Here is a 23,662-nt window from a genome sequence, read left to right as displayed (position 1 = left end):
TGAGAGATAATCTCAATTAATATTTCAATGGCGAGCGGCTCGTGTGCCTTAGTCTTATAATCCTGACCTCATTTCCCCTAACCCGATAAGAAATTCTACAATGATGTATTTCGAATGCCCGCCACGATCCGTCGTTCTGGGTCTTGTATTGATCAACTTTGTGTTTGTCGGGATAGTTGGCCAGCGTGAGAAAGGCTGCAATGATATCCTGTTGCGTTTCGTCCGCAGCCGAGTCTCGCAGGACTCGGCTATTATATCGTAACTTTATGCTATGCCAACCAAAAGAAAAATCACCGAACCCGAAGGCGTGTATTTTATCACCTTCACATGCCTGCACTGACGTCCGCTTATTCAAATTGTTGATGGTTATGATTTAGTATATAAGTGGTTTGATTATCTGAAAAACAAAGGACATTACATTGTAGGGTATGTTATTATGCCCAATCATATACATGTTTTGATAGCTTTCAGAAATACAATTCAATCTATTAACACGATAGTAGGAAATGGTAAGCGATTTATGGCTTATGGCATTGTAAAACGTTTGAAAGCAATGAGCGAGGAAACACTATTGCGAAAGTTGGAATGGAACGTTAATATGTCTGATAGGCAAAGAAATAAACTGCATGAAGTGGGGAAGGTTCTTTTAACTGGAAAGAGTGCAGAACTAACGCATTCCTGCGGCAGAAACTCAATTATACCAACGCTAACCCCTGCAAAGGGAAATGGATGCTGGCCGATGATCCTGTAAACTATTTACATTGTTCTGCTAAATTCTATACTACCGGTGAGCAGGGGTGTTATGAGGTATTACATTATTTAGAGTTGGCAGATATCGACCTGACTCGTTAGCACCTGGCGCATACCGTTAGGCACCGAGTCCACGCCAACGCGCAGCCGGCTTTGAGACTCGGCTATGGGACATTGGGGGAGTTTCAGCATCGAGGCGAGTTCCTAGGGCGAGTCTCAGCGATAGCGGACTCGCCCTGAGAGACTCGCCCTTGTCAAAATGCCCCAACAACTACTTCTTCCAAGTATTGGTAAGTGCTGTTTTCTTTTGCTAACACGTGATGTTTCCAAAAAGTATCATCATTTAAAGTGCAAAAGCTTTGCAAGAAATTAGTTGTATTCCAATAGGTTAATTTAGAAAGGTCTTCAATAATATCTTCATCATAGTTATAATCGTCATCTACTTTTTTAAGTCAAAATATTTCCATCTGTACATTGTTTTTTTGAGCATGCCAAAAAAATAGTATAAATGTCCTTCGTTTTGCTGATTTACGACAATTAATGGTATGAGGGCATAGTCCCGGTGAGTAGAGAAGATCATTTCCGGGTGGATAAAACTACGGGTACTAATGCGCTTAAATTCGCTAAAGCGGGTTGCGCGTAGTTTGCGTATAAAGGGTTCTACAACATCAAGAATAAGATATCTTTGATGGGCTTGCATTACATTCATTTTTTCCTCCTGCATAATGTACCCTACAAGTGATGGATAACCGATAAACTCGTGAAACTCTTCGCCGCGTAATAAGGGTTTTCCGTTTCCTCCATCAGGCAAGATCTGAAGCTCCATAGGCAAAAAATAAGAATGCTTGAATATATTAGTGGTTTGGGTTAACGCCGATAGCTCATCTGTTCTTTCCATAAGATTTGCCAATTTCCCATAAACGCTAAGCTCCTTCATTACAAACCAACGATTATTGAAAAGACATCCATAAAAACTAATAGAAAATGCTTTAAAAATCCCTTCTTGCAAACACTGGTTTACATCTTTATACTGGTAGCTATTACCATCCTCGCTATAAATCCGGCAATCTTCTTCGTCGACACCCCACGAAGAGTAGCCGCCCATTTAACTGATATGTGGATAGTCATTATGCCGTTCAGGGTTTACGTCAGTAACGCTAAATGCATAAAACATATTTTCTTCTTCGTTCAGTATGCCGTTGATATAATCTTTCAGAAAATAGTTGGGTACATTTCTTTCCAGTATGGAAAAAACTTCGGCTTTTGTACTCATGTGTAGCTTTTTTATTAAAACGTTTACAGATTTTCATAACGCACGCAGCCGGCTTTGAGACTCGGCTATGGACATCACAGGCGAGTCTAAGTCTACGGGCGAGTCTGCAGGCGAGTCTCAGCGATAGCGGACTCGCCCTGAGAGACTCGCTCTTATCCTTTACCCCAACTCCTTCACCATCCATATATCGCAGGAGGTATGTCCCGACTGACCCAAGGGCTGATCCAGCAACTGATAGCCCTGCTTTTCATAAATGCGAACAGCATTACCAAATTTAGGCTGGCTTTCCAGGTATAGATGAGTGTAACCAAGTTCTACAGCCGATTGTGTACATTGCTCCATCAGCGCGCGGCCTACACCTAAACCACGCGCGTCTTTGCTTAAGTAAAACTTTACCAACTCGGCATAATCAGGCGGAAGTCCCGGTGTAGGGTAAATGCCGCAGCAGCCAACTACTGCACCATCTATCTCTGCTACCCATAATACCGATCGTTCCTGGCGGAACAAGGTAAACAGGTCATCGGTTGTGGCATCAGAGTAAACCGTGCCTGTTTTGGGAGCGTCAAATTCTTCAAACGCACTGCGTATAATAGTTGCCAATATAGCATTATCGGCTGCCTGTATTTTTCTCAGATTCATAGGGCAATATTACAAATACATAATGTCTTTCCCAGATCTATTAAGATGCTACCAACAACTTAACCGCAGAGAATGAGCACGCTGAGTCTGGAATTTTTACACCTGGATCGCTAATCTCAAAATTGAATTGATACAGCCAAGCCGATAAAATGCAATTGACGTAATGCTGCTCTTGCTCTGCGCTACCTCTATTTCTCCTTTTCTCCGCGGTTAATACAATCTCTAACAACTTAACCGCAGAGAAATGAGCACGCGGAGCCTACGCTGAGTCTGGAATTTTTACACCTGGGTCGCTAATCTCAAAATTGAATTGATACAGCCAAGCCGATAAAATGCAATTGACGTAATGCTGCTCTTGCTCTGCGCTACCTCTATTTCTCCTTTTCTCCGCGGTTAATACAATCTCTAACCATTTAACCGCAGAGAATGAGCACGCAGAGCCTAGGCTGAAGCTATATGTAATAAGGTTTATCGCTTCGTTTATGGAGTTCAACACCCCGGCAGCGAGGTTGAAAACAGGTTCAGGTCTTTAAAACATAGGCCCCACGCGGTTATTTATATATCCGGATAGGTGTTGCAACCTGTCCCAACGTGTTTAGTACCCCGACCGCGCAGTTCCGAACCCCAAAATTGGGGTTGTACGACCTCAACGGACAGGTTCACAGCTTCAGCGAATGAGTTTACAACCCCTTCAAACATATAAATAGCCCCCTCAGATATATTCAACACCGCGCCGGATATGTTTAGTACCCTGCCGGATATGTTTAGAACCCTGACCGAGTGGTTCCGAACCTCAAAATTGCGGTTGTACGACCCCAACCGATAAGTTTTTAATACAGACGGCGGTCCGGTACACTTCAGCCGATGTATAAAACACAGCTTATAATCTATAGATCGAATCGACAAAGCTGTACTTTACCCAAACGGAATGGCGGTTTATCGATAATAAAGCATTGCAAGCCCCGCTGGATAAATATGTAATGCTGATAATGATGCTCCAATCATCTTTAAACATGTGAAGTTTAGGTGCATCCGGTTATTAACGCCTGCATGTGCATTAAACCTGCCGCTGTAGCGGGTTTTAGGGACTTTGAAAGCCTAAATACCAAGGGTCAGCGGCTGTATTAACAGCGTTTGAATAAATAGCCTGAAACCCTTTGCTGCACTGTGTTTGCGCGCGGTATGCTAAGCGATTCAATACAACATAAGTATCAGTATTTCAATGTATAATTATATTTTGGCGGCACCTATAATTTATAAAAAACAGGTTATCAACCCTTCAAAAAATCCAACCAAAGTTTCGCACATCGTGTGAATAACAACTTTACTATTTCTGTTTTTTATTGAATTAATTTGTACTCGGTTTTGCGGATTGTGATTAACAATTGCTTAACCGGAAGATGTTAGATGAGTGGGGCGGATGTAAGCCAGGCCATTAACAACGGAAAGTTAAAATCCAAATTATATTTTTAGAGAAGAAAGGCAGAAATGCTTGATAGTCATTTACTTAACCGGTAATACTAAAGGCCCTTTGTCTCTCTTCTAATTTATAGAACCTTATTTTAAAAATTTTTGATCATGGGATTGTTCGACAAACGCGTAAACTATAAGCCCTTTGAATACCCGGAGGTATTGCAGTTTACCAGCGCCATCAATAAATCGTTCTGGGTGCACTCAGAAGTGGATTTCACTGCCGATACGCAGGATTTCCATAGCCACCTTACACCGGCTGAACGGAATGCTGTAAAGCGCGCTTTACTGGCCATTGCACAAATTGAAGTGGCCGTAAAATCTTTCTGGGGTAACCTGTACAACCACCTGCCTAAACCTGAGCTGAACGGATTGGGCAGCACTTTTGCAGAATGTGAGTTTCGTCACAGCGAAGCTTACTCCAGGCTGGTAGAAGTACTGGGCTATAACGATGAGTTTGAAACCCTGATAGAAGTGCCGGTAATTAAAGAACGTATCGAATACTTATCTAATGTTTTAAAAAATACCAAGTCGAACGATAAGCAGGAGTATAGTATTGCGCTGATATTGTTTACCATCCTGATTGAAAATGTATCGCTGTTCAGCCAGTTTGCTATTATTCTTTCCTTTACCCGCTTTAAAGGCTGGATGAAGAATGTAAGTAATATTATTGCCTGGACATCGGTAGATGAGCAGATACATGCGAATGCCGGTATCTACCTCATCAATAAAATAAAAGAAGAATATCCGGAGGTGTTGAACGAAGCAACGCTTTCGCGCATTACCGATATGGTAAAAGAGTCGATTGCCATTGAAGAGCAGATACTGGACTGGATATTTGAAGAGGGGATGTAGACATCCTGAATAAAAAGACCTGAGCAACTTTATCAAGTTCCGTGTAGATGAGAGCCTGAATAAAATTGGTCTGCCATCACAATATTTTATCAGCGCTGAGCAATATCGCCCCATGCGCTGGTTTGAAGAAGAAGTGTTTGCCAATAGCCTGGACGATTTCTTTGCAAAACGCCCGGTTGATTATACCAAGCACGATAAGAGTATTACGGCGGATGATCTTTTTTAGTTGACAGAGGATAGATGGCAGATGACGGGTGCTACCGTCAACCATCAACCGTAAACTTAACAATACGCCCCCTAAACAATAAATACTAAAACCTGTTAAAACCTATAGCAAAATGGAAGTAATGGACCCAATGATACAAAAAACGCCCATCACAGAGAAAATGTGGTGGAGGAACGAAGAAAGTGAGCAAATACTCAATCGCGGTTACCTGTTAAAGGGAGAAACCGTAGAAGGCGCTATTGAGCGTGTGTGTGCAGCAGCAGCGCAACGCCTGTATAAGCCGGAATTGAAAGAAGCGTTTATGGAAATGGTAGAGCGTGGCTGGATGAGCCTGAGCTCGCCTATCTGGGCCAATATGGGTACCGAAAGAGGGTTGCCTATTTCTTGTTTTAACGTACACGTACCCGATCATATAGAAGGCATTACCCATAAGCTGGGCGAAGTGATCATGCAAACAAAAATAGGCGGTGGTACATCAGCTTATTTTGGCGACCTGCGCGGCCGTGGCAGCTCGGTTACCGACAATGGTAAAAGTAGCGGTGCGGTAAGCTTTATGCGTTTGTTCGATACGGCTATGGATACCATCTCTCAGGGTGGTGTGCGTCGCGGCGCGTTTGCAGCTTACCTGGATATTGACCACCCGGATATCGGCGAATTTTTACAGATCAAAAGCATTGGGCACCCTATACAAAACCTGTTTACCGGCGTATGCGTACCCGACTACTGGATGCAGGATATGGTTGACGGCGATAAAGAAAAACGTGAGATCTGGGCCAAGTTGCTCGAAAGCCGCCAGCAGAAAGGATTGCCTTATATCTTCTTTACCGATAACGTAAACCGTAACAAACCACAGGTATATAAAGATCTGAACTACATGATCAATGCCAGCAACCTTTGCTCGGAGATCATGCTGCCCTCTACCAACGATGAGTCGTTCATCTGCTGCCTGAGTTCTATGAACCTGGAGCTGTATGATGAGTGGAAAGATACAGATGCAGTTCGCCTGGCGATCTTCTTCCTGGATGCGGTATTGCAGGAGTTCATTAATAAAACAGAAGGCAACCATTACCTGGCAAGCGCCAATAAATTCGCTAAGCGTCACCGTGCTTTAGGTCTGGGTGTATTAGGCTGGCACTCTTATCTGCAGCGTAATATGATTCCGTTTGAAGGGTTAAGAGCAAAGCAACTGACTTCTAAAATATTTGCCGACATTAAAGAGAAAGCCGATAAAGCTACTATGGACCTGGCAAGGATTTATGGTGAGCCTGAAGTATTAAAAGGCTATGGCCGCCGCAATACCACTACCATGGCTATTGCGCCTACTACTTCTTCTTCCGCTATATTAGGACAAACCTCTCCAGGTATTGAACCATTCAGCAGCAACTATTATAAAGCAGGTTTGGCAAAAGGTAACTTTATGCGCCAGAACAAATACCTGAAACAATTACTGGAATATAAAGGACTGGATAATGAAGACACCTGGCGTAATATCATGCTCAACCACGGTAGCGTGCAGCAGGTAGAGGGTTTAACGCCCGAAGAAAAATCGGTATTTAAAACCTTTAAAGAAATAAGCCAGCTGGAAATTATTCAGCAAGCCGCCATCCGCCAGCAGTATGTAGACCAGGCACAGAGCCTTAACCTGAACATACCGAGCAACCTGCCGGTGAAAGATGTAAACAAGCTGATGATTGAAGCCTGGCAGCTAGGTGTAAAAACCCTGTACTACCAGCGCAGCCAAAGCGTGAGTAAAGAGCTGGTAACGAGTTTGGTTACCTGTGTGAGCTGCGAAGCGTAAAGAATTAAATAAGATTAAGCCCGGATCATTGCAAAGTGGTTCGGGCTTTTTTATAACAAAGTAACCTCAGTAAGAATTATAAAAGTATGACTAACATCAACATATTTGTAAGTTCAACCTGTTATGACTTGGCTCAAATACGGGCGGATATATCTGAATTTATTACTAATTCGGGGCATAATCCTATTCTTTCGGAGTCGGAGAATTTTCCTATTTCCCCCGAGTTAAGTACTGTGGAGAATTGTATTAAAATAGTAAAAGATCATGCCGACATACTCGTACTTATCATTGGAAGCCGATACGGAAGCGTTATTGGCAACGGGAAGTCAATTACCAATAACGAGTTCTTGGTTGCAAAGCAAAAGGGGATACCTATATTTTGCTTTATTGAAAAAAGCGTGTTAATCGCATTGAATTTTTGGAAAAACAACAAGGATGGAAATTTTAATGGTATAGTAGATAATGTACAAGTATTTGAGTTTATTGACGAAATAAGAAATAACTCTAAGATTTGGAATTTTACATTTGAAAGAGCTCAGGAAATTATAAGCACTCTCAAAATTCAGTTGTCTTATTTATTTAAAGAGAGTTTGAAAATTAGGCAAATATATGATGACGAAATCCCTGATTTTTTTAAACTTAATGTTTCTGAGAGAGCGTTGAAAATTCTAATTCAAAAAAATCCAGGATATGAGTATGCTTTTTTTGCTCAGGTATTTGTAGATGAGATGGAAAAAGAGAGTTTAGAAAGAATGATATTGAATATTCTATATTAATTGAGCCGAGACATATAATTCATAATCATGAAAATGTACCTAACTGGGGGCAAGAACGGTTATCTTCTTTTACAAATATATTTGATGGCTTTAAAAGCTTAGTCGAGATAGCGTTGCCGAAGTTTTTAAAAGAGGAGGGAGTTCCTTCGGATTTAAAAGGTCTTTATTATGTGGCGATGAAGTATGCTGAGTTATATGACCAACTATTGAATTGGATTTTAGCTACAAAAAGTACATATATTGTAGGGGGGATTTTGAAGATTTGAAAAATGCTTTAGCTGAGTTTGCCTATTACCCGAGTAAACAAATTGAGGGCTATCCTTATGATATATATAAGCAGACCATGCAAGCTTGTGAAGATCTTCTGTTAGGTCAAAGCGGAAAAGTTAATGCACAACTAATTTTAAAAACAGATAGGAACGTAAAAGAGAAATTAGACATCATTTTAGATAAAATGAAATCATATTACAGTAAATGATACTAGCTTGGAGAAGAATTTCAAACTTAATTACGTTATTATAGATACTATTGAGAAATTTTTTCTTTAATCTTTTGTACAATAGCACTTGTTTCATTAACATCTCCACTACCGGATAAAATCAATTCGTTAGAGTTGATCGCTTCATTTACGACCGGAGCAGCAATAATTGTTTTACTTGCAACAATTGCTAATTGCTTCCCGACATATTTTTTGAGATTTCGTAAAACTGAGTTTGACCGGACTGTGTAAGTTCGATTTTTATTTGCATATCGTAGGTCGAGGTCCTATAAGTACTGATATCTTTAAAAATATCCAGTTTTAATACTGGCGTTTTTCGAGATCATACTTCATATGATCTTCTGATAAGCCTCGTTTAACTACGTAAATGCCATCTTCTCTGTCTACAAGAGAAAAATCAGCCGGTGATTTAGAGGCTGATCCTTTGCTTCTCTCTTCAATAATTTTGAGTGTTTTGTATTCTTCCGTAAATAAAGCATTCATTTCCCCAAAAGTCTGGTATTCTTCTTTCTTAAACTTTTTGCCGGTTGGTGAATTAAAGAAAAGATAAAGTGTATCAATCTCTCCTTGAGTAAAACGTCGTTTAAAATCTTTGCTTAATCTAGTGCTTATTTCTTCACTGCTCAATTTTTGAGTTACTGAATCTATAGTTCTTTTGTCTGCGATATTTACTTCTAGCTGACTGTAGTAATCTTTATAATTATTCAATTCGGCTGTTATCGCTTTTGTCCATCCCAATATATCCAGCATGTAATTTATTTTAGCTTGTTGAGTTTGAGCAAAAACGCCTGTGTTAAAAAATAGCAAAATAAAAAACAAGGAAGTTCGATTATTCATAATTCAATATACATTAAACATACGATATTATTTGTCGCTATTGGTAATTCATTAGTGTATTCGTGGCCTTGGCGCCCATGCTCGAGGCTTCGGCAAGCTCAGCCTGACAACGCACATACTAACCTTTTCAACTCATTACACAACCCCAACACCTCCGCCGCCTCCACTTCCTCCGCCACAGAACTATTCGACAACGCCCCATGTGTACAGGCATATAACAACTGCTTCCAATACAGTAAGGACTGTTGAAAGAACTGCTGTATCACCAGCAACGGGTTTTGGTATTCTTCGGCAGACAGTAATACAGGCAGCTCTTTTATGGGTAGGTTAACAACGGCACGTTTTTTCAAAAAATACTTTTTAGGTTTGATGTTAATAAGATAAGCCGATTCTATTAACAGCTCCAGCTGCTCGCTATAAAACAAGCCGTTAGCCGGACTGCCATGCGGCCAGTAGCTGTCTTCCTGTAGCGCTGCTTTAATAAAGTCATCAATAGCTTTTAAATGCTCCTGTGGTGAAGCGTAACTAAAAAATTCTTTGATCAATGCAAACGCATCGGCCTTTAAAGGATTGCCTTTGCAAAAGAGCGTAGTGCGGTTGAGTAAGCCGCAAAGCTGTTGCTGGTTCATAGGTTGTAATTTATAGCGGTGAATAGATAAAGCCCGGAAACGCAGTAATAATGCGGCCTCCGGCATTGCTGATTATGGTAAGCGCTGCTACCGTATTGCCCTGGTTGTCGAAGCCAATAGGTGTAGCCGTAGTTAATGTGCGTTGCAGGTTAACGCTATCCGGTACGGGCGTGGGCGCTACAGTAAAAGCTTCGCGTATATAAGCCACCAACTCAGGTATGTTAATGGTAAACTTACCGGCGCAGGGGTGGCGGCTTATTTTATAATAATGGCGCTCTATAATATGGGCCAGCGCGGCCGGGCTTAAATACCAGCTACTACGCAAAAGCTTTTTATGTTGCTTTAGCGGCAATTGGTAAAAATGCTGGGTATGCTGTTGTTGCAGCCATTGCTCTGTATCGCTTAGTAAAAACAATACGCGCAGCCATTCGGCTTCGTTAAAAGTGGTGTTGGGTGGGATAGCGGTGTAGTTCATTGCAGGTGTGTTGAAGTGAGTAAGATACCCCGCAAAAAAATGCGTGGGTTAGTCCTTACCGTCTCCGAGGGCTACGACACCCTGAACCAGAATAAGAACGCCCACGCAAAACGTGAGCGATTTACCTTATTTCCCGGTTCGTTTCGAAGGTCGTAGTTTCGGAGAACGAGAATAAAGCAAACACGCTATAATTACTTATGTGCTTGCAAATTTAGATGATCATTAAGAAGTATCTACATGAATCATTTTATCTTTATTTAAGTCTAACAAAATTACGAAAAGTTTACTTAAAGTTAACTAATTAATTATAGTTATATTTATTTTTTGTTTTTAGCTCTTATTCGCCTTTTTTCCGTTAGTTGCTTTCTATTACTTATTTGCTTAATCAAATCAAGCCAATGGCAAAACAAAGACGGCGTTTCAATCGAATAAAAATTGTCCTTATCGAAAAGGAGAAAACCAATATTTGGTTGGCTGAAACAATGGGTGTTAGTAAAGCTGCTGTTTCCAAATGGTGCACCAATGATAATCAACCTACCGTTGAGAGCTTATTTAAAATTGCTGAAGTGTTGGAAGTAGAAGTGTGCGAGCTGCTGGTAACGGGGAAGAAGTAAACATTAAGGAGTTAAGGATTATTAAGAGTTCTCTTAATCCCTTAATGGTTCAAAGAGTTAAGGGTAACGGGGAGCGCGCAATTTAAATATCAACTAAGATGAGCCGAAGACATGACAAAACGAATGTGCGTAAAGACAGCCTCGAATATTTTGAGAGGATTGAAAAATCGCTTGCCACAAAATTAAGCCTCACTGACTTAGATAGCGGCATTCAGTTGATCAGAGATGAGAATGGGGGAGGCAAAATGAAAAGTTAGTTAAATACATCTGGATAGTTACCATCTCCCGTTCTTTTGTTGGCTGGGGCGGTCTTTTCGCTATTCAGTTTGAAGAAAATAAGTTTCGTGAACATTCCAATCCAAACGAACAAATATGCGGTCTTTTTAGTTTGGGACCAGACGGCGTTGATGAGGTTTATATAGATAAATTACCTCTTGACGGGCTCGATGGTTTGGAACATTTATTTGATATTGATCTCTTTGAAGCTAACAGTGGCATTGCTTTAGATGGAGTGGAATATAATATAAGAATTATAGCTACTAATATTGATGCCTATGTACATGTTAGTAACCCCAATACTGAAAAGTGGAAAAAGTGGGAGGCTGAAATATGGGCAATGGGTAAGAGAATAGCAAAAGATGCAAATGATGAGCAGATGATTAGGTTATTTGAGTAAAGTTGCCGGTTCTTAACTACCTTAATACCTAAATGGTTCAAAACTATTTGCCAGAGATATCAGAGGTGGGTATATGAGCGCTAGGCATTTTAAAAGATATTAAGTTTGTATTATGGCGAGTAAAAATCTTTACATAATTGCAGGTTGTAATGGTGCAGGTAAAACTACGGCATCATTTACTATTCTACCTGAAATATTAGATTGTAAGGAATTTGTAAATGCGGACGAAATTGCTAAGGGGCTTTCTCCTTTTCAGCCAGAAAAAGTTTCGTTTGAGTCGGGTAGGTTAATGTTAAAGCGTATTGAAGAGCTGTTAGCGAACAATGAAAACTTTGCTTTTGAAACAACGCTTTCTACCCGGAGCTATACACATACAGTAATGAAGGCGAAGAAGCAAGGGTATAGGGTTACATTATTGTTCTTTTGGCTTCAATCTATTGAATTGGCAATAGAACGGGTAAGAACCAGAGTTTTAGAAGGAGGGCATAATATTGACCATGATGTTATCAGGCGACGGTATCTAAAAGGTATCTCAAATCTTTTTGAATTATATTTGCCAATTGTAGATGGTGCATATATTTTTGATAACTCAGAGGGTGTGCATCGTTTGATTGCTGAAAAAAAACCGATGGCCTTTTGAGTATCATAAATGGGAATCAGTATAATCTTTTAAAAAATTACCATGACGGCAATTGAAGTTCAACAGCAGGAGAAACTAAAGATTTTAAAAGGCCTTGAAATGGCTTATCAGAAGCTTATAGAATTTAAAAAACAAAAGAACAGCGAACTGGTAATCATAAAGGATGAAAAAATTGTAAGAATTAAACCTCAGTAACATCTGAACAGCCACAGTAAAATTGCTGAAGTATTTGAAGTGAAGTATGCAAACTGCTGGTACTGCGGAAGGAGTAAAATAACCTATATATACAAGTAAAAAGCAAACCGGCGCAGGAGTACTCAAGTTACTTAAATGACATTGGTGTTGCCGGTAGTTATGACCAGAGCTACATTATAACCTGTGTAAAAAATAAATTTCAATATTCAAAACCCCTTATGAAAAAGTTATTATTCCTGCTTCTTATTGCACCGCTATTTAGTTGGGCCCAGCAACAGTATTTTACGTATCAGCACAACGGCTTGTATGGCATTACCGACTTAAAAGGTAATAATGTAGTTAATGCTATTTACACCGATTGGGAGGATTATAATACTATTGATAGTCTTGCCATACTTGAAAATAAGAAGGGTAAAACCCTGGTATTTCATTTATATAATGGCAGTAAAAATGAATATGATGAATTTCAACCCAATCATGTTTACATACAGGATGAATATTTTGTATTCATCAACAACAATAAGAAAGAGTATTTGCGAGGACAAGTATCCGGGCTGCAAATTCCGCTGAAAGAAAAATTTTATGAGTTTAAGAATCTGGGTCCTGATTATATTGTTGCAAAGTTTCAAAAAGTACCCAAACCTGTAAAACAGGCTCCTGCACCTGCTCCTAAAAAAGACAAAAACGGATTGACGCCTCCGCAAATAGTCAGAGCACCGCAGATGGAATCTTTAAAGTATGCTAATTATTATGTTTTTAAAAATGATAAAAAATTGGTGAAGGTGAAAGAGATTAGTTCAAACGAATACGACTTCCCGTTTAGTATTTATAATAATACTGCCGCAACTAATTACTCTTCAGAGAAACAATATCAATATAAGGAGGATGTAAAGCCCTGGGATCATTTTTACAAAGAGAGCTTTGATTATATAGCAGTGAAAGATGGCGATGCTTTTAACCTGTATGACAAGAACTGGAAGCTGATCACCAATATTAAATCAACCGGGAGCTCGTACGATTATGATGAGCCAATAGCGAAGGCATTAACTGCATTGAACAAGGATAAGCGTTTCGTTATAAACACAGCCAATTATGCCATACCTCCATCCATGGGAGGCCGCGCACCGGATTTTTTAAAAGTGGAAAAGCAAAACGATTTAAATATCGTAAGTGTTTATCAAGATAAGCAATATGTTTTCTTATTTAAAACACCTTCCGAAGTGAAAGTGTCAGGCGATAAAGTTACCATTAAAAGCGGGGAGATAGTTCGAGCTGTGTTATTTCAAGATCAGCTCAGGCATTGCATTTGCCTGCGCAGTACCTTCAACTGTATAAAGTAGATTTTGCTAAATAATAATGCCTGTTAATAATACTTACTTGTAATGACTCCAAAGCTGAATTTTATCACTTTAATTGCCTTCGTATTTCTGACTGCAATTTTTTCATGCGCTCCTAAAGAGAAGCAAAAAGATGGGGAAAGAACAGAGATGGGCCAAAGCGGGCTTGTAGCAGTTACAGTGGAATCCTCTACCCACTACGCTGAATACCAGGAAGCGTCGAAGTTGCTTCAGGAAGGAAAAGCTTTAGAAGCGATCCGGGTGTATAAGCATTTATGTAAAATAGAAGATGAGCGTTTAAAGACATATTGCTATATGGGTTTGGCATCTGCTTATTTAGTGCTGGCTAATTATTCAGAGGCTATTAAGAATTACAATAAATCGCTTAAGTTGAACGGGAAAAATTTTAACAGCTATATCGGTTTAGGTTCAACCTATTTTAGCATTAAAGATTATAAAAAAGCAATAGAGCATTACGACTATGCCAGGAAGATGAATCCCAAATCTCCCGACTGCTATTGGGGGCTTGCTTTAGCATATGATAAGCAAAATAATATCGACAGCGCCAAGGCCAATGTAAAACAGTTTCTCGCACTGGAGCCTAACTCGAAATACAGGAATTTTGCAGAAATGATTTTGATGAAATAAAAAGAAGCCGGTGCTGCATTGTTCATTACAACAACTATAATGAGCTACAGGAATTTTAATAATATATGATCGTAAGCTGTAAACTTGGTGAAAATGATTTTTTAACCTATCAACTTTATATCGCATCAGAATCAGAGCGGGTTAAAAAGAAAAGACAAAGGGTACCAGTATTTTATATTCTTTTCTTGATTGTACGGTTACTACACTGATTTTTAAATTCGTGTATTCGTGGCATTTGCTGCGCTCTCTGATTGTTAAGCTCACTTCGAGGGGCGTTGTCGTGTACAACTATACTTAAATTCGATACGGCTCTTTAAATTTGCAACAGAACTATTTTATATGAAAATAATTGCTACCCTGGCTGCTTTATTGATCTCCACGTTTTGTTGGAGCCAAACGGTTTTTAAAGTGGATCATTTCTCAAAAGACTATTATGGCAAGATTTTTATCAGCGATACTTCTGAAGTGTTTAGTAAAGGTTGGGTAGCAATCTATAATACTAAAACTAATAAGCAGCTTATAAAAGTAGCAGCAGAAGAGCTGGCGCTTTCCTTACATGATGGCAAGGCAAAAGCTAATATAAAATCGCTGCCCTATGGTGAGCAAAGCCTTATAATGTACGAAGATTATAATTTTGATGGTAAAAAGGACTTTGCTATTTGCGATGGACAGAACAGTTGCTATCATGGTCCATCGTTTCGTATTTACCTGGCTGTTGGTGAGGGTTTTCGTTTCAATGAGGCTTTTACCAAACTGGCACAGGAAAACTGCGGCATGTTTAGCGTGGATGCAAAAGAAAAGAAGATCTACACCATGACTAAGGATGGCTGCTGCTGGCACCAGTCTTCGGAATATAGCGTAGTAAATAACACACCTAAAGAGATCAGTATTGTTACAGAAGAATATCATACACCTTTTTACATCAGCACCATCGAAAAATGGAATGGCAAAAGAATGGTAGCATCGACTTCTAAGAGCATTGATCTGGGTGAGGAGGGCGTTGATGTGATACTCTCTTTTAAAGTGCCTCAAAATGGAAAACAGGTAGTGCTTTTCAATCTCAATGATCGTATGTTGTATTATGCTGTTTTAAAAAAGAATGAAGAGGTAGAGTTTTCTTACCCGCTGGATGCAGTTTATCAAAGCCATGATTTTACTTTTGAAAATGGTGCCGGGCATCTTGCGGTTAATTTTACAAACGAGAGTGCCGTATACCGGGTATATGAGGAGGCGGGGAAAGTTGGCATCATTACCAAAATAAATAGTAAAACCTATCATTGGCAGGGTGATACTAAAACACAAAAAGGCAGTTTGAAAAAACTGACAAAGGTGAAGTTGGATAATGTGTATTAACGTTATTAAGATAATGATGAAATAGAATCGTCACGTCGAACGAAGCAAAGTGGAGTGAGAGGTCTTCGCTTTTTGGGCAAATTTCTCTTCGGTTTTAAGGAAAACCTCATCGAAATGACGAATAATAGTAACAGTTATCACCAGAATGAACGGCTTATTCATTTTTGTATGCTCTTTCCTATTTTTGCAAACAATCAATTCTGTTAACCGAAAAATCAAAAAACTGCTATGGAAGAAGTAAAAGAACCTATAAGTAACGAATCACCTGAAAATTACCCCTTATTAACAGAACGTATCCAATCAACCGCTATTGACGCTGCTCTTATTGTTATTTCCATGTTTGTTATCGCTATGGTATTAGACAGGTACGAACGTGTGCCTGATTGGGTAAGAATTGGATTATTTGTAGGTTTAGTGGTGGTGTATGAACCACTATGCACCACCCTGGGTTTTACTGTAGGTAATTATATAAAAGGCATCAGGGTGCGGCAATTTGATAATAGTGATAAAAAGATCAACTTTTTACAGGCACTTTTGCGCTACGTGTTTAAGCTGGCCCTGGGTGGTATTTCTTTTCTCGCTATATTTTTTACGAAAAAACGAAGAGCGATACACGATATGGTAGCAGGGAGTGTGATGATTAAATTGTAATAATGGTACCAGGTTATTATCATTCCCAACTAATGGAAGTTAAACAACCCTACAAATGACGGACACAGGAATTATAGGACTAATACTCATTATTGTAAACATCGCCTTCTCCTACAAAGGGTTTAATAACGAGCTATTTTTTAACGGCTATAAATTTGAAGTCGATAAGATCCTTATTAATAAAGATTATAAACGCTTTATTACTTCGGGCTTCCTGCATCTGGGCTGGACGCATCTTATATTTAATATGCTAAGTCTTTATGCTTTTAGCGGGCTTATTGAAGGCAGCCTTGGAGGGGTAAATTTTTTGATTGTTTATTTTGCGAGCCTGATCGGCGGCGGGCTGTTCTCCCTGTTGGTGCATAAAAATCATGGAGACTATAGCGCTGTAGGCGCATCGGGCGCTATCTGCGGTATCATCTTCGCGTCTATTGCTTTATTTCCTGGAATGAGTATCGGTTTCTGGGGCATTCCGGTTTCAATTCCGGCCTGGTTGTATGGGATTGTATATGTATTATTCTCTATTTATGGAGTTAAATCCAGCAAGGGTAATATCGGGCATGAAGCGCATTTGGGAGGAGCCCTAATAGGAATGCTGGTAGCTTTGATAATGGTACCTTCTGCTTTGTTGGAAAATTATACGACTATTTTAATTATTGCGGTTCCAACAATTGCGTTTATTTACCTGATCGTTACAAGGCCACATATTTTATGGGTCGACAACTTTTATTTCAGAAGTCATAAAAATTATTATTCGATCGATCACCGGTATAATGAGGAAAGGAATAATGCACAAAAGGAGATCGATGCCATTTTGGACAAGATAAATAAGAAAGGGATGAATAGTTTGAGCGCCAGAGAGAAGGAAAAACTCAGACAGTATGCTCAAAAAGGTGGTTGAAAGAGATTTTAGCAGTCAATTCAAATTTATCCGAATGTCTCTCTGGCATTTTTTGACAAATATCAAAACTATCATACCTGCGATCCCTATAATTTAGACAGCTAATCAGGGATATTGTTAATCATTTGTGCCTGCCCCTCCGTTCAGGCGGGCATTCATGGCATTAAGACAAGCGTTGTCCTGAATTTTAAACATATTTGTATATGAACCATATAGAACGGGAAGATGTACATATTGTTAGCCGGCATAGTAACCTGGGCAAAAAGAGAGTCGCGGGTATATTAGAAGCTAATATTTATAATAATAAAGAAGCATGGCAAAAGTTTTTGCAGTTGTTTTTTATAACACTGGGCGTTGGGTTTACAGTAGCCGGGGTGATTTTCTTTTTTGCGTATAATTGGGCCAGCCTGCACAAGTTTGCCAAAATAGGATTAGTGGAGGCCCTGATCCTGGTAACGACTGGTTTAATATTTCTGCCTAAACTCAACACGAATACCAGGAATATTATACTGACCGGTGCAGCCGCTTTGGTAGGTGTATTGTTTGCGGTATTCGGACAGGTGTACCAAACAGGAGCCAATGCCTATGATTTCTTTTTAGCCTGGGTAGTGTTTATAACCCTGTGGACGGTAGTGTCGAACTTTGCGCCGCTGTGGCTGCTGTACCTTTTGTTGGTTAACACCACCATCATATTATATACCCAGCAAGTGGCGAAAGACTGGGACGAGATTTTTATTTTCACCCTGCTCTTTGTTGTGAATACCCTGGTGCTATTGGGTTTCATCCTACTGTATAAGTATAAAAAAGATTTGCATACACCTGGCTGGTTTTTAAACACCATAGCATTGGCTTCGTTAACCTATGCCACCATCGGCATGGTAATAGGCGTTTTTGAAGGAAACGCTGGTTCTTTTCCTTTCCTGGTTTTATTCACCATAATAGCTTTTGCGGCCGGTATACTGTATGGATTAAAAGCCAGGAAACTGGTTTATCTCTCCATCATTCCTCTCAGTAGCATCATCATATTATCTGCTTTACTACTCAAAACCTCAGACGATGGTTCCATGCTCCTGTTTGTCTGTATGTTTATTATTGGCAGTGTAACACTGGTAATAAGGGGGCTCCTTTCTCTGCAGCGGCAATGGGCTATTGAAACATCTCACAAAGTTTTAGCAGATCAACATGAAAAAAATGAAAATGAAAACTAAGGAGCATATAGAAGCATTATTAACACAGATGGCTAACGGAGATGACAACGTTCAATATGATGTGGACGCTATTGCCGCTACCTATCAAAAGAATGATCACGGCCATCAGTCCATTGCTGTAAAAATATTGTCTGTGGTAGGTGGTATACTGGCAAGCCTGGCATTTATCGGGTTTCTTTTTTGGTAGGCCTGTACGACTCTGAAATGGGCTTATTGCTTTTAGGGATAGCTGCTACCGCCGGATCTGCTTTGTTGAGTAAAAAGGCGGACACCATAATAGTGGATACCATCAGTGTGTCGTTCTTTATTATTGGATTTACCTTAATGGGGCTGGGGTTGGATAGAATGCATGTAGATGCGAATATCATTTTCACGCTTTTCATCATTATCGCATTTTGTGCACTGGTTTTTGTTCAAACCCATATACCGTCTTTTGTATGTGTATTGATCATCAGTGGAAGTATCTTAACCCTTATCCTGACCAATCATCAGCATTATCTGCTTAATGTATATGTAGCGATAATGGCATTGGCAATGACTTATTTCTTTTTGAATGAAGCCACCATTATTACCAGTGGTAAAATATTGCCCAAACTCTATAATCCAATAAGAACGGGGCTTGTTTTCTCTTTTCTTGCGGGGTTGGTGTTGGCGGGTGAAGGCGGTTTCGTTCCCGTTTACTTCTATTACAGTTGGCTGTCTGCTATCATAATTATAGCAGCGGTTGTATATGTGGTCACTACTCTATTCAAAGTGCTCAATATCTTTAACCTGCAGCATAAAATTTTAATTGGGGTTTTTACGGTTTTGGTTTTGTTGCCTACGGTTTCTTCACCCGCTATCTCCGGTGCTATTCTGATCATTTTATTAAGCTTTTTTATAAACGATAAAACAGGGTTGGTGCTGGGCATTATGGCATTTATCTATTTTATTTCGCGGTTTTATTACGACCTTAATATTACGCTGCTCACCAAGTCGATACTGTTGTTTTCGTCGGGTATTCTTTTTATTATCATCTACCTGTTCACCCATAAGAAATGGATAACGAATGAAAAAATTTAAATGGATCATTATATTGGTAAACCTCGCTTTGCTGCTGGTATATATTAATTATTCAGTTGTAAAGAAGGAAAAGTTATTAAAAGATGGACAACTGGTTTTGTTAGCATTGGCGCCCGTTGATCCGCGCTCTTTAATGCAGGGCGATTACATGACATTACGATATGCTATTTCTGAAAACCTCAATGCCGACAGCATGCCGAAGCGTGGTTATTGTGTAGTGCGGTTGGATGCTGATGGTGTTGCCAACCGGGTGCGGTTTCAGAAAAATGTAATTCCATTACATAAAGGGGAGTATCTTATCGGTTATACGGCGCCGGATTACTGGAATGTAAATATTGGAGCTGAATCTTTCTTTTTTGAAGAAGGGCAGGCCGAAAAATATGATAGCGCCCGATATGGGGGATAAGGGTAGACAGGAATGGCAATAGCCTGCTGGTAGGCTTGTATGATGAGCAGCGGAAGAAAATTGAGTAAGGTGAGCCAGGATTCATGAGCCTGTTAATGCAATATTACTGTGACAAAAAGGAAATTAATTAGTCAGCGACATCCCATATTATACTTCCTGGCCGTTTGGGCCAGGCGGTTGAGGCGTTATAGCCAATGGTATTCCGACCATAAAAAATATACTCATAAACATTCAACTGAAAAACTTCCTTTTAGAATAAAAAAACATCAGTCCGTTCTTTTAAAAAAGCTGGGCGACAGCGACAGGCAGTTGCAGGTAAATAAAGTAACTAATTTGAAAATTGCAGCAAAGCGCATTGATGGCATCCTGATAAGGCCGGGCGAAACTTTTTCCTTTTGTAAATTAGTGGGTTTGCCTACCAGGCGAAAGGGATATTTATTGGGAATGGAGTTGTCCTTTGGCGAAGCGCGGGCAGGCATTGGTGGGGGTATTTGCCAGATATCCAACCTTATCCACTGGTTGGTGATCCATAGCCCGTTGACAGTTACGGAGCGTTATCATCATTCCTTTGATCCTTTTCCTGATGATGGGCGGGTTTTACCTTTCGGCAGCGGGGCTACCGTTTTTTATAACTATCGCGATTATCAATTCACTAATAATACCGATCATACTTTTCAGATCAATTTGTGGTTTACAGATAAATGCCTGGAAGGGGAACTCCGGATTGATGCTGAATTAGACTATGCGTATCATGTCATAGAAAAGGATCACCAATTTTTAAAAATAGACGGGCAGTTTTACCGCAAAAACGAGATCTGGCGGGATAAAATATTGAAGTTTAAAAGTGGCCAGGTTATAGCAACCGAGCTCATAACAAAAAATTTTGCCAGGGTAACTTATATTCCTGAAAATTATATTGAAGAAAAGGGCGACACACCAGATCAATAACTTCACTCAACTTCATCGAATAAATTCTATGAACGGAAATGTATTTGCTATAGGAAGCTACAACCGCTTTCCGATAAGCAACTCGAACAAATAGAGCAATTAGTAAGCTTTCCTATACCTGCAGATTATAGGTCCTTTTTGCAGCAATTAGGTTTTGGCTCCATCAATGAGCTATTAATGGTTGAGGAGCCTGATCCCTATTTTATCCGGAACAATTTTGCAGACTATATGGATTTTTGGCAATGGGAAAATGATGAAGAAGAGCAGGCATTAAATGGGCTTACTATTGCCCGATCCATTGACGGGGACATAGTAGCAATAATCGACAATATCTCAACACCTTTCCTGATGTTACCCAGGCATGCTGAGAGCCCACTTAAGTTCCCGGATTTGTCATCAGTTCTAAGTTTTTATGAGCGGCAATATGATTTTGTAGACAATCTTTATTTTGACCCTTATTTTGAATGGGAGCAAAAGAACATTAGTGTCGGCAGAGATATGATAATGAATCTTCAAATCATTCGGCAAATACATGAAGGTTTTTTAGAAAAGTATCAGCCAGATAAAGTCTTAAATGCTGCTACTCAGCCGAAATATATCATGCGGAAGATCGGGGGATGGGTGTATTTTGATTGTCTTTCAGGTAGCTCCATTAGGGTAAAGTATCAAACTTCGGTTAAAGAGAGGGCAGTAGAAATTATGAATTACATTAATGGTTTATTAGAACAGGCATTGACCAATCCTACGAAATAATGGCAATATATCAATCCACAATAAAAAGGACACTTATCTTATTTACAGCAATGACTTTGTTATTAACGAGCTGCGTGGAAAAAGAGAAAGCAGCGCCTTCTATTGCCAAAACCCTGGTGATACAGCCATTCTCGGGGATTTCTCAAAATCAGGTAGATAATGTTTCGAAGCAATTGAGGAAGCATTTTCGTACCGTCAAAATTAGTAAGGAAATCGATTTGCCTCAGTCTGCTTTTTATCCGCCACGACAAAGATACCGGGCAGACTCTCTATTGAGCTTTTTGTTAACAAACGAGCCGGACCAAAAAGTAACAGTGCTCGGTGTGACCGATAAGGACATTAGCGTTGGTAAAAATGATATTATCGATTGGGGTGTGATGGGACTAAGCTACCGGCCCGGGCGCTCTTCTGTAGTCTCAACTTTCAGGCTCTCAAAAACGCAGGTACAAGAGCAATTATATAAAGTAGCTGTTCATGAATTAGGGCATGCATCCGGACTGCCGCATTGCCAGCTGAAAACCTGTTACATGCGAAATGCTGACGGGGGCAATCCGTTAAATGAGGAAACAGGATTTTGTGAAAAATGCAAATCGTATCTGGTTGAGAGAAATTGGATATTATGAAAAAGAATATATTTCATCATGTTTATTGTACAATCACTTTAGTTACATTTACTGTTAACTCATATAAAACATTCCATGACGTCTCAAAAGCGAACTTTTTCCCAGGCTGCGCAATCGCTAGCGGATGTACTTGCATCTGCCACCACCAATAATAACGATGTAAAAGAAGCCATCAATCTTTTTTTGACCGGCTACCAGCGGCAAAGCCCGAAGAAGTGGCTGCAGCCATGCAATCTTTAGCTGGTATATTTGAAACAGCAAAGAAAGTGAATGCTATACATGCCATTATGCTATGTGGCTACCTGGTAGAGAAAGGATACAAAGGGAAATATTTTATAAATGAACTGGAACGGCTCGCTATTAAAAAGCTGGGTATAGCTGAGCCATTATTGAAGACATCTGTAAGTGTTATGGAAACTACGGATGATGAGGACGAAGACCCTTATGAAGCAGTGGATAAGATGCGGGAGGCTGCGGCAACAGAACATCCCGAACAAATTGAGGCTGACGATTGGTTAGAGAAAATTTATCCCTGCCTGGTGTCTGCTTACAGCAGCGATCAGGGGCTTTTTAATACAGGCAAAAATTTATTGTACGAGCGGGTGCAACCTTATATTCAGGTAAGCAATGCCTGCAGCTGGCTGAGCATTTTGTTCAGTGTGCTTTTCAACGAACCGGTACTCGTGGTTGAACTGTCTCAGAAAAAAGCTTTTACAGGGACTATCAGTGGTATTGCCGATAATTTTCAATTACAGTTGTTATTAATGAGTATACCCCAACTGGGAGATACCATCGATGCAGAGCTTACTGCGGTAGTAAATGGCACGGGTCCCCAGGACGGAGAAGCATCAGTTGCAGGCAGATGGGATATGTGTACCTGGCCCGTACTTTCGGCATCGCATAAGGAAACTGGCAACAGTGATAGCGATCACTGGATATGGAGCGAAGGGAATCCAGCAGATATTGAGCAGCTGGATGGCCGCAGGGTGATCCTTTTAAAAGAGCCTTCGTATCAAAGAGGCTTATATGTGCAGCGTAGTTTTTCTACATTGCCTGCATCCATCAATATTGAAAATTGGTTGAGTGAAGATGAGTTGAATCAGTGGCTGGAAAAGATGAAGTGATTTTTGTTGTTTTCAGTTGGTTACTCTTAAATAGCGATGGAATACACTAAGCTGGTTCTTCAACCAAAGTTATTGGAATGCTTCCTTTATATGCGCCGCGTAACTGTGCAATATCAGTAATAACAGTCGTGCCTTATATGTACTCAGCCGCGTAGCGGCGATATGTTATTATACAGCTATGGGATACAGTAACTTTACGCCGTTTTCTTCGAGCTGGAGTTATTGAAATGCAATCTTCTGCACCGCGTAGCGGTGCGATATCAATAACAATCATACCCCAAATGTACTTAGCCGCG

31 protein-coding genes and 1 pseudogene are annotated in these 23,662 nt (G+C 40.0%); 24 read left to right on the top strand and 8 right to left on the bottom strand.

Features of this window, described 5'->3' with window-relative positions:
* Positions 1-16 precede the first annotated feature (16 nt).
* Entirely contained in the window at positions 17-337 is a 321-nt protein-coding gene (locus MKP07_RS42065) for a type II toxin-antitoxin system RelE/ParE family toxin (RefSeq protein WP_394803624.1), read from the bottom strand.
* A gap of 12 nt (positions 338-349) precedes the next feature.
* Here MKP07_RS42065 and MKP07_RS03770 point away from each other — a divergent pair, with 12 nt between their 5' ends.
* Complete coding sequence (locus MKP07_RS03770; protein WP_317235938.1) at positions 350-751, top strand: transposase; 402 nt, start codon at positions 350-352, stop codon at positions 749-751.
* A 438-nt stretch (positions 752-1,189) separates the two neighbouring features.
* Here MKP07_RS03770 and MKP07_RS03765 read toward each other — a convergent pair whose 3' ends face one another.
* From MKP07_RS03765 to MKP07_RS03755, 3 genes are all read right to left on the bottom strand, one after another.
* Positions 1,190-1,855 (bottom strand): hypothetical protein, encoded by a 666-nt coding sequence (locus MKP07_RS03765; protein WP_240845072.1) that lies wholly within the window; start codon positions 1,853-1,855, stop codon positions 1,190-1,192.
* On the bottom strand, positions 1,856-2,023 hold the full coding sequence (locus MKP07_RS03760; protein WP_240845071.1) for a hypothetical protein: 168 nt from the start codon (positions 2,021-2,023) through the stop codon (positions 1,856-1,858).
* Between the two features lie 159 nt (positions 2,024-2,182).
* A complete protein-coding gene (locus tag MKP07_RS03755) occupies positions 2,183-2,662 on the bottom strand; it encodes a GNAT family N-acetyltransferase (RefSeq protein ID WP_240845070.1) in 480 nt (159 codons plus the stop codon).
* 1,578 nt (positions 2,663-4,240) lie between these two features.
* Between MKP07_RS03755 and MKP07_RS03750 the strand changes: the two genes are divergently transcribed.
* From MKP07_RS03750 to MKP07_RS03735, 4 genes are all read left to right on the top strand, one after another.
* A complete protein-coding gene (locus MKP07_RS03750; RefSeq protein WP_240845069.1) occupies positions 4,241-4,987 on the top strand; it encodes a ribonucleotide-diphosphate reductase subunit beta in 747 nt (248 codons plus the stop codon).
* Positions 4,988-5,334: 347 nt separating this feature from the next.
* Positions 5,335-7,011 (top strand): ribonucleoside-diphosphate reductase subunit alpha, encoded by a 1,677-nt coding sequence (locus MKP07_RS03745; protein WP_240845068.1) that lies wholly within the window; start codon positions 5,335-5,337, stop codon positions 7,009-7,011.
* An 86-nt stretch (positions 7,012-7,097) separates the two neighbouring features.
* Entirely contained in the window at positions 7,098-7,787 is a 690-nt protein-coding gene (locus MKP07_RS03740) for a DUF4062 domain-containing protein (protein ID WP_240845067.1), read from the top strand.
* 211 nt (positions 7,788-7,998) lie between these two features.
* Complete coding sequence (locus MKP07_RS03735) at positions 7,999-8,265, top strand: hypothetical protein (protein ID WP_240845066.1); 267 nt, start codon at positions 7,999-8,001, stop codon at positions 8,263-8,265.
* Between the two features lie 47 nt (positions 8,266-8,312).
* Here MKP07_RS03735 and MKP07_RS42060 read toward each other — a convergent pair.
* The 4 genes and pseudogenes from MKP07_RS42060 to MKP07_RS03720 all read right to left on the bottom strand — a co-directional run.
* Positions 8,313-8,468, bottom strand: a pseudogene (locus tag MKP07_RS42060) (hypothetical protein); the annotation flags it as partial.
* 118 nt (positions 8,469-8,586) lie between these two features.
* Positions 8,587-9,123, bottom strand: a complete 537-nt coding sequence (locus tag MKP07_RS03730; protein WP_240845065.1) for a DUF2059 domain-containing protein — start codon at positions 9,121-9,123, stop codon at positions 8,587-8,589.
* 98 nt (positions 9,124-9,221) lie between these two features.
* Positions 9,222-9,752: a hypothetical protein gene (locus MKP07_RS03725; protein WP_240845064.1), complete on the bottom strand. Its 531-nt coding sequence runs from the start codon at positions 9,750-9,752 to the stop codon at positions 9,222-9,224.
* Positions 9,753-9,762: 10 nt separating this feature from the next.
* Positions 9,763-10,227, bottom strand: a complete 465-nt coding sequence (locus tag MKP07_RS03720) for a hypothetical protein (RefSeq protein ID WP_240845063.1) — start codon at positions 10,225-10,227, stop codon at positions 9,763-9,765.
* A gap of 398 nt (positions 10,228-10,625) precedes the next feature.
* Here MKP07_RS03720 and MKP07_RS03715 point away from each other — a divergent pair, with 398 nt between their 5' ends.
* From MKP07_RS03715 to MKP07_RS03625, 19 genes are all read left to right on the top strand, one after another.
* Positions 10,626-10,841, top strand: a complete 216-nt coding sequence (locus tag MKP07_RS03715) for a helix-turn-helix domain-containing protein (protein ID WP_240845062.1) — start codon at positions 10,626-10,628, stop codon at positions 10,839-10,841.
* A gap of 98 nt (positions 10,842-10,939) precedes the next feature.
* On the top strand, positions 10,940-11,098 hold the full coding sequence (locus MKP07_RS03710) for a hypothetical protein (RefSeq protein WP_240845061.1): 159 nt from the start codon (positions 10,940-10,942) through the stop codon (positions 11,096-11,098).
* Positions 11,099-11,229: 131 nt separating this feature from the next.
* A complete protein-coding gene (locus tag MKP07_RS03705) occupies positions 11,230-11,517 on the top strand; it encodes a hypothetical protein (protein ID WP_240845060.1) in 288 nt (95 codons plus the stop codon).
* Positions 11,518-11,629: 112 nt separating this feature from the next.
* The gene (locus MKP07_RS03700; protein ID WP_240845059.1) at positions 11,630-12,157 is read left to right on the top strand and encodes a zeta toxin family protein; all 528 of its coding nucleotides are present in this window, start codon (positions 11,630-11,632) and stop codon (positions 12,155-12,157) included.
* A 42-nt stretch (positions 12,158-12,199) separates the two neighbouring features.
* The gene (locus MKP07_RS03695; protein ID WP_240845058.1) at positions 12,200-12,352 is read left to right on the top strand and encodes a hypothetical protein; all 153 of its coding nucleotides are present in this window, start codon (positions 12,200-12,202) and stop codon (positions 12,350-12,352) included.
* A gap of 218 nt (positions 12,353-12,570) precedes the next feature.
* The gene (locus tag MKP07_RS03690) at positions 12,571-13,692 is read left to right on the top strand and encodes a hypothetical protein (RefSeq protein WP_240845057.1); all 1,122 of its coding nucleotides are present in this window, start codon (positions 12,571-12,573) and stop codon (positions 13,690-13,692) included.
* A gap of 42 nt (positions 13,693-13,734) precedes the next feature.
* Entirely contained in the window at positions 13,735-14,337 is a 603-nt protein-coding gene (locus MKP07_RS03685) for a tetratricopeptide repeat protein (protein ID WP_240845056.1), read from the top strand.
* Between the two features lie 339 nt (positions 14,338-14,676).
* Positions 14,677-15,690 (top strand): XAC2610-related protein, encoded by a 1,014-nt coding sequence (locus tag MKP07_RS03680; protein WP_240845055.1) that lies wholly within the window; start codon positions 14,677-14,679, stop codon positions 15,688-15,690.
* A 228-nt stretch (positions 15,691-15,918) separates the two neighbouring features.
* On the top strand, positions 15,919-16,341 hold the full coding sequence (locus tag MKP07_RS03675) for an RDD family protein (protein ID WP_240845054.1): 423 nt from the start codon (positions 15,919-15,921) through the stop codon (positions 16,339-16,341).
* 55 nt (positions 16,342-16,396) lie between these two features.
* A complete protein-coding gene (locus tag MKP07_RS03670) occupies positions 16,397-17,242 on the top strand; it encodes a rhomboid family protein (RefSeq protein WP_240845053.1) in 846 nt (281 codons plus the stop codon).
* Positions 17,243-17,445: 203 nt separating this feature from the next.
* Positions 17,446-18,450 carry a DUF2157 domain-containing protein gene (locus tag MKP07_RS03665; RefSeq protein WP_240845052.1) on the top strand — a complete coding sequence of 335 codons (1,005 nt, stop codon included), beginning with the start codon at positions 17,446-17,448 and terminating at the stop codon, positions 18,448-18,450.
* The gene (locus MKP07_RS03660) at positions 18,440-18,637 is read left to right on the top strand and encodes a hypothetical protein (protein WP_240845051.1); all 198 of its coding nucleotides are present in this window, start codon (positions 18,440-18,442) and stop codon (positions 18,635-18,637) included. Before MKP07_RS03665 ends, MKP07_RS03660 begins: the two co-directional genes overlap by 11 nt.
* Positions 18,631-19,512: a DUF4401 domain-containing protein gene (locus MKP07_RS03655; protein WP_240845050.1), complete on the top strand. Its 882-nt coding sequence runs from the start codon at positions 18,631-18,633 to the stop codon at positions 19,510-19,512. Before MKP07_RS03660 ends, MKP07_RS03655 begins: the two co-directional genes overlap by 7 nt.
* Positions 19,499-19,918 carry a GDYXXLXY domain-containing protein gene (locus MKP07_RS03650; protein ID WP_240845049.1) on the top strand — a complete coding sequence of 140 codons (420 nt, stop codon included), beginning with the start codon at positions 19,499-19,501 and terminating at the stop codon, positions 19,916-19,918. The genes MKP07_RS03655 and MKP07_RS03650 overlap by 14 nt, the downstream gene beginning before the upstream one ends.
* Positions 19,919-20,026: 108 nt before the next feature.
* A complete protein-coding gene (locus MKP07_RS03645; RefSeq protein WP_240845048.1) occupies positions 20,027-20,866 on the top strand; it encodes a VanW family protein in 840 nt (279 codons plus the stop codon).
* 42 nt (positions 20,867-20,908) lie between these two features.
* Positions 20,909-21,619 (top strand): SMI1/KNR4 family protein, encoded by a 711-nt coding sequence (locus tag MKP07_RS03640; protein WP_394803623.1) that lies wholly within the window; start codon positions 20,909-20,911, stop codon positions 21,617-21,619.
* Positions 21,620-21,669: 50 nt separating this feature from the next.
* On the top strand, positions 21,670-22,242 hold the full coding sequence (locus MKP07_RS03635) for a hypothetical protein (RefSeq protein ID WP_240845046.1): 573 nt from the start codon (positions 21,670-21,672) through the stop codon (positions 22,240-22,242).
* 75 nt (positions 22,243-22,317) lie between these two features.
* Positions 22,318-22,482: a hypothetical protein gene (locus tag MKP07_RS03630; protein ID WP_240845045.1), complete on the top strand. Its 165-nt coding sequence runs from the start codon at positions 22,318-22,320 to the stop codon at positions 22,480-22,482.
* A complete protein-coding gene (locus MKP07_RS03625) occupies positions 22,470-23,366 on the top strand; it encodes a hypothetical protein (protein WP_240845044.1) in 897 nt (298 codons plus the stop codon). The genes MKP07_RS03630 and MKP07_RS03625 overlap by 13 nt, the downstream gene beginning before the upstream one ends.
* The last annotated feature ends 296 nt before the right edge of the window (positions 23,367-23,662 follow it).

Origin of the sequence: Paraniabella hibiscisoli, from assembly GCF_022512515.1 — a bacterium.
GTDB lineage: Bacteria > Bacteroidota > Bacteroidia > Chitinophagales > Chitinophagaceae > Niabella > Niabella hibiscisoli.
Note: the sequence above shows the minus strand (reverse complement) of the source record. Positions and strands in the feature narration are given on the sequence as shown.

Bases quoted from the DNA above. Each gene is read 5' to 3' on its own strand.
- MKP07_RS03765 (WP_240845072.1), bottom strand. From the start codon at position 1,855: ATGGGCGGCTACTCTTCGTGGGGTGTCGACGAAGAAGATTGCCGGATT.
- MKP07_RS03760 (WP_240845071.1), bottom strand. From the start codon at position 2,023: ATGAGTACAAAAGCCGAAGTTTTTTCCATACTGGAAAGAAATGTACCC.
- MKP07_RS03755 (WP_240845070.1), bottom strand. From the start codon at position 2,662: ATGAATCTGAGAAAAATACAGGCAGCCGATAATGCTATATTGGCAACT.
- MKP07_RS03750 (WP_240845069.1), top strand. From the start codon at position 4,241: ATGGGATTGTTCGACAAACGCGTAAACTATAAGCCCTTTGAATACCCG.
- MKP07_RS03745 (WP_240845068.1), top strand. From the start codon at position 5,335: ATGGACCCAATGATACAAAAAACGCCCATCACAGAGAAAATGTGGTGG.
- MKP07_RS03740 (WP_240845067.1), top strand. From the start codon at position 7,098: ATGACTAACATCAACATATTTGTAAGTTCAACCTGTTATGACTTGGCT.
- MKP07_RS03730 (WP_240845065.1), bottom strand. From the start codon at position 9,123: ATGAATAATCGAACTTCCTTGTTTTTTATTTTGCTATTTTTTAACACA.
- MKP07_RS03725 (WP_240845064.1), bottom strand. From the start codon at position 9,752: ATGAACCAGCAACAGCTTTGCGGCTTACTCAACCGCACTACGCTCTTT.
- MKP07_RS03720 (WP_240845063.1), bottom strand. From the start codon at position 10,227: ATGAACTACACCGCTATCCCACCCAACACCACTTTTAACGAAGCCGAA.
- MKP07_RS03715 (WP_240845062.1), top strand. From the start codon at position 10,626: ATGGCAAAACAAAGACGGCGTTTCAATCGAATAAAAATTGTCCTTATC.
- MKP07_RS03710 (WP_240845061.1), top strand. From the start codon at position 10,940: ATGAGCCGAAGACATGACAAAACGAATGTGCGTAAAGACAGCCTCGAA.
- MKP07_RS03700 (WP_240845059.1), top strand. From the start codon at position 11,630: ATGGCGAGTAAAAATCTTTACATAATTGCAGGTTGTAATGGTGCAGGT.
- MKP07_RS03695 (WP_240845058.1), top strand. From the start codon at position 12,200: ATGACGGCAATTGAAGTTCAACAGCAGGAGAAACTAAAGATTTTAAAA.
- MKP07_RS03690 (WP_240845057.1), top strand. From the start codon at position 12,571: ATGAAAAAGTTATTATTCCTGCTTCTTATTGCACCGCTATTTAGTTGG.
- MKP07_RS03685 (WP_240845056.1), top strand. From the start codon at position 13,735: ATGACTCCAAAGCTGAATTTTATCACTTTAATTGCCTTCGTATTTCTG.
- MKP07_RS03680 (WP_240845055.1), top strand. From the start codon at position 14,677: ATGAAAATAATTGCTACCCTGGCTGCTTTATTGATCTCCACGTTTTGT.
- MKP07_RS03675 (WP_240845054.1), top strand. From the start codon at position 15,919: ATGGAAGAAGTAAAAGAACCTATAAGTAACGAATCACCTGAAAATTAC.
- MKP07_RS03670 (WP_240845053.1), top strand. From the start codon at position 16,397: ATGACGGACACAGGAATTATAGGACTAATACTCATTATTGTAAACATC.
- MKP07_RS03665 (WP_240845052.1), top strand. From the start codon at position 17,446: ATGAACCATATAGAACGGGAAGATGTACATATTGTTAGCCGGCATAGT.
- MKP07_RS03660 (WP_240845051.1), top strand. From the start codon at position 18,440: ATGAAAACTAAGGAGCATATAGAAGCATTATTAACACAGATGGCTAAC.
- MKP07_RS03650 (WP_240845049.1), top strand. From the start codon at position 19,499: ATGAAAAAATTTAAATGGATCATTATATTGGTAAACCTCGCTTTGCTG.
- MKP07_RS03635 (WP_240845046.1), top strand. From the start codon at position 21,670: ATGACTTTGTTATTAACGAGCTGCGTGGAAAAAGAGAAAGCAGCGCCT.
- MKP07_RS03630 (WP_240845045.1), top strand. From the start codon at position 22,318: ATGACGTCTCAAAAGCGAACTTTTTCCCAGGCTGCGCAATCGCTAGCG.
- MKP07_RS03625 (WP_240845044.1), top strand. From the start codon at position 22,470: ATGCAATCTTTAGCTGGTATATTTGAAACAGCAAAGAAAGTGAATGCT.